This window comes from Nostocoides japonicum T1-X7 (assembly GCF_001046855.1).
In the GTDB taxonomy this organism is placed as follows: Bacteria; Actinomycetota; Actinomycetes; order Actinomycetales; family Dermatophilaceae; genus Nostocoides; species Nostocoides japonicum.
This window is the reverse complement of sequence record NZ_HF570958.1, coordinates 4,491,304-4,495,612: the sequence shown is the minus strand read 5'-3', so window position 1 is coordinate 4,495,612 and position 4,309 is coordinate 4,491,304. Positions and strand designations below refer to the sequence as shown.

Below are 4,309 nucleotides of genomic sequence, written 5' to 3'. Positions count from 1 at the left end.
AGCGCGGCCACGTCCCAGGGACCGGCGCCGAGCAGGTCCACCTCGCGCCGGGCGAGCGCGTCGAGGTGGTCGGCGTCGGCACGCAGCTGGTCGGCGGTGCGGGCGAGGGCCGCCCCGACACCCGGCCCGAGCTCGGCCTCGATGACCTCCAGCAGCCGCCGGGCCCGGACCCTCGCGTAGGCGGGATCGGCGTTGTGCGGGTCGTCCCACCAGGTCAGGTCCTCCGCGCGGCACGCCGAGCGCGTCTGCTCGCGGGTCACCCCGAGCAGGGGCCGCCGGTAGACCCCCCGGCGGCGCGGCATACCGGACAAGGACCGTGCACCGGAGCCCCGGGCGAGCCCGAGGAGGACCTGCTCGGCCTGGTCGTCCCGGGTGTGGCCGAGGAGGACGGCGGTCGCGCGGTGGGCGGCGGCCACCTCGTCGAGGGCCTGGTACCTCGCCCCTCGGGCGAGCGCCTCCGGACCGTCGACGCCGGACCCGACGGTGACGCGGACGACGATCCGGGGGTCGAGGCCGAGGCGGCCCGCCGTCGCGAGGACGTCGTCGCCCACCGCGGCGGAGCCGGGCTGCAGTCCATGGTCGACCGTGACGACGCCGCACCGCAGGGCCCGGCGAGGACCCTCGACGGCGAGCGCGGCGGTGAGGGCGAGGGAGTCCGCGCCGCCGCTGCAGGCCGCGAGGACGAGGGCGCCGGGGTGGAGGTCGGCGAGCTCGGTGCGCACGGCGTGCCGGACCGCGGCGACGGCGGGGGGCGGTCCGGACACGCGTCGGTCAGCCGTGGACGCGGGCCACCCAGGCGGCCGGCGCGGTGATCTCGGTCGCGCGAGGGAGGGTCTCCGGAGAGGTCCACACGGCGTTGAAGCCGTCCCAGCCGACGGCGTCGACGACCCCGCGGACGAAGACGGCGCCGTCGCGGTACTGCCGCATCTTCGCCTCGAGGCCGAGCAGGCGGCGCAGCAGCCGGTCGGGGGCGCCGCTGCCCTTGCGGCGGGCGTTGAACCGGGAGCGGATCGTCGCGACGGACGGGATGACCGCCGGGCCCACCTCGTCCATGACGACGTCGGCGTGTCCCTCGAGGAGCGACATGACCGCGGTGATCTCGGCGAGCTGCTCGCGCTGCTCCGGCGTCGTGACGAGGTCGGCGATCCCCGCGCCCCCCTCACCGAGGACCTCCGGGAGCCGCTCGACGATCTGCCGGGCCCGGCCGACGAGCTGGGACGGGTCGGGGGTGAGGTCGACCGCGATGTCCCGGGTCCTGGACACGAGGTGGTCGCGCAGCCAGGGGACCGCGGTGAACTGGACGCGGTGGGTCTCCTCGTGCATGCACACCCACGCCCGGAAGTCGGCCGCGTCGACGTCGAGCTCGCGCTGGACGTGGACGATGTTCGGCGCGACGAGGAGCAGGCTCGGGGTCCCCTGCGGCGCGATGTCGTACTGGCCGAGCACCCGGCTCGACAGGTAGGCGAGGAGGGCGCCGGCCTCGGCACCGGTCACCTTGCCGCCGACCGCGGACATCCCGGCCGGCATGCTGGGCCGCTTGGCGAGGACCGCGGTGAACACCGGCTCGATGAGCGCCTTCATCGAGTCGGCGTTCGTCTCGATCCACCGGGTCCGGTCGACGACGACGGCGTCCGGAGCGCCGTCCGGGGTATGCAGCCGGGAGGTGTCCGCGACCGGTCCGCGGGCGGCGACGGCGGCGGCCGCGACGGCGGCGACGACCTCGCGGGCCTCCTCCGCGGCGATTCGCGGTCCGCCCGTGACGAGCCGGCGGCCGGTGGCCTTCGCGAACTCCCAGTCGACGTATGCCGTCGCCTCCGCTGTCATCTGGCGTCCCCTTCCGTGCAGGTCGGTCTCGTGCCGGTCGCTCTCGTGCAGGTCGCGGGCCCGCGGACGCCGTCGGTGCGCGTGAGCCGTCGGGCCGTCACCGACACCCGCACGAGGTCAGCCCGGCGACGAACCGGTCCAACGCGTCCCGCGCGGCGAGCGTTCCCTGCGAGGCGGGGACGTGGTCGGCGATGACGACGAACGACAGGAGGCGCCCGTCCGAGTCGACGGTAGTGCCTGCGAGGCCGGAGGAGCCGATGAGGGTGCCGGTCTTCGCGCGGGGGACGCCGGCGACCAGACGGGTGGCCTTCGCGTCGAAACGGTCGGAGAGCGAGCCGGTGAGCCCCGCCACCGGGAGCCGGGCGACGATGCTCGCGAGCGGCTCGTCGTGACCCGTGGAGGCGAGCGTGAGGACGTCGGCGACGACCCGGGCCGGCACCCGGTCGGCCCGGGTCAGGCCGCTGCAGTCGGAGATCCGCACGCCGGCGGTGTCGACGCCGAGGGCCTTGACCCGCGAGACGACGTATGCCGCCGCGCCCGCGAAGGAGGTCTTCCCACCGTGGGCGACGGAGGCCTGCCGGCAGAGGTTCTCGGTCATCGCGTTGTCGCTGTCGTCGAGCGCCTGCGCGAGGACGTCTCCGACGGGCGCGGAGCTGACCGACCCGAGGACGGTCGCACCGGCCGGCGCCTTGGCGTGCCACGTCCGCTCGCTCGCCGTCGACGCCCTGATCCCGCGTGCCGCGAGCGCGGACACGAAGGCCCGGGCCACCGAGGCCGGTGGGTCGGTCGGCGAGGGATGGCCGACCTCGGGCCGCTGGTCGGCGAGCCCGATCATGAAGACGCCCTGCGTCACACCGGTCTTCGGGTCGTCGGGGTCCCAGCCCGGAGCGTAGGCGGGGCCTGCGGCATACGTGAGGTCGAGCCGGAGGGAGACCCTCGTCGTCCCCTTCCTCTTCAGGGCCGCTGCGACCTGGCCGGCGAGGTCGCCGAGGCCGGCCCGTCCGGGGATCGCCGTCGGGTTGCCGCGTCCCCGGGCGAGCATCGTGTCGCCGGCCGCGACGAGCACGATGTCGGTCGGCCGGGGTCCCTGGACGACCCGGGTGTCCATCGTGCGGCCGAGGTCGGACTGCGAGGTCACGGCGGCTGCCGTGAGCAGCTTCTGGGTGGAGGCGGCCATGCGCGGGGTGTCGGGGGCCCGCTGGAAGAGGGTCCTCCCGGTCAGCGCGTCGCGGACGACGACACCGGCATTGCCGCCGAGGGCGGGGTCGGCGAGGAGCGGCGTCAGCCTCCTGGCGAGCCCGGGTGCCGTCGGCAGCGGCGCCGTGAGCCCGGCGGCGGTGAGCGGGGCGGTCGTGGCGTCGGCCGTCGGAAGGGTCACCGCCGGCCCGGTGCCGGTCGTCGGCTCCGCTGTCGGGAGGGTGATCGGCCGGTCGCGCGTGAGGACCCCGGGGACGACGTCGTAGACGTCGGCGACGGCATACCCGACCACGCCGAGGACCACCACCGAGCCGAGGATGGCGAACGCGCGGCGCACCGGCCCCCCTTTCGGCAATAGGCTGTCCGGCACGATGCCGTGTCGACGGCAGCCTAGGTCACCGAGACATGATGAGGAGGGGCTCGTGGAGTTCGACGTCACCATCGAGATCCCGCAGGGCAGCAGGAACAAGTATGAGGTCGACCACGCCACGGGTCGCATCCGGCTCGACCGTCTCCTCTTCACCTCGACGCGGTACCCCGCCGACTACGGGTACATCGAGGACACCCTCGGGGAGGACGGCGACCCGCTCGACGCCCTCGTGCTCCTCGACGAGCCGACGTGGCCGGGATGCCTCGTCCGGGCCCGGCCGATCGGGATGTTCCACATGCGCGACGAGGCGGGCGGTGACGACAAGATCCTCTGTATGCCCGCCGGTGACCCGCGCAAGGACGCCATCGTCGAGCTGGACGACATCAACGACTTCGACCGGCTGGAGATCCAGCACTTCTTCGAGACCTACAAGGACCTCGAGCCCGGCAAGTCCGTCGAGGGCGCGCACTGGGCGGGACGCGCGGAGGCCGAGGAGTGCGTCCGCGAGGCGGTGGCCCGGGCGCGCGACGCCGGCCTGACGACCGCCCGGTGGCGGATGCCAGACCATACCGACGAGAACGTCCACGACCTGTCCGAAGGCGGGAAGCAGAGCCACGCGAAGGCTCCGTCGGAGTGGACGCCGGCCGAGCCCGGCCCGACCGAGCGCCTCGCGACGAAGGAGCACCCGCTGTCGGACACCAAGTCCTGACGCGTCCGCGCCGGGGTCGATCCGGCGCCGGCCCGGTGTGATCCTCGGGCCCGGGTGAATGCCGAGCGGGTCCAGAGGTGGTGCACAGGCCCCGATCGGGTGCCAGACCGCCAGGCATGCACGCCCCGGCACCCGCCACGGTGCGATCCTCCTCGCGACCGTCCGGGTCCAGAGGTGGTGCACAGGCCCCGATCGGGTGCCAGACCGCC

4 protein-coding genes are annotated in these 4,309 nt (G+C 74.7%); 1 reads left to right on the top strand and 3 read right to left on the bottom strand.

The window, feature by feature from the left end:
- The 3 genes from tilS to BN12_RS20395 all read right to left on the bottom strand — a co-directional run.
- Positions 1-764 (bottom strand): tRNA lysidine(34) synthetase TilS (gene tilS, locus BN12_RS20405; RefSeq protein ID WP_048556675.1); only part of this gene is annotated, 764 nt, incomplete at its 3' end.
- A 7-nt stretch (positions 765-771) separates the two neighbouring features.
- Positions 772-1,824 (bottom strand): zinc-dependent metalloprotease, encoded by a 1,053-nt coding sequence (locus tag BN12_RS20400; RefSeq protein WP_048555337.1) that lies wholly within the window; start codon positions 1,822-1,824, stop codon positions 772-774.
- A gap of 97 nt (positions 1,825-1,921) precedes the next feature.
- Positions 1,922-3,358 carry a D-alanyl-D-alanine carboxypeptidase/D-alanyl-D-alanine-endopeptidase gene (locus BN12_RS20395; protein ID WP_048555335.1) on the bottom strand — a complete coding sequence of 479 codons (1,437 nt, stop codon included), beginning with the start codon at positions 3,356-3,358 and terminating at the stop codon, positions 1,922-1,924.
- An 85-nt stretch (positions 3,359-3,443) separates the two neighbouring features.
- Here BN12_RS20395 and BN12_RS20390 point away from each other — a divergent pair, with 85 nt between their 5' ends.
- Positions 3,444-4,100 (top strand): inorganic diphosphatase, encoded by a 657-nt coding sequence (locus BN12_RS20390; RefSeq protein ID WP_048554652.1) that lies wholly within the window; start codon positions 3,444-3,446, stop codon positions 4,098-4,100.
- Positions 4,101-4,309 lie beyond the last annotated feature (209 nt).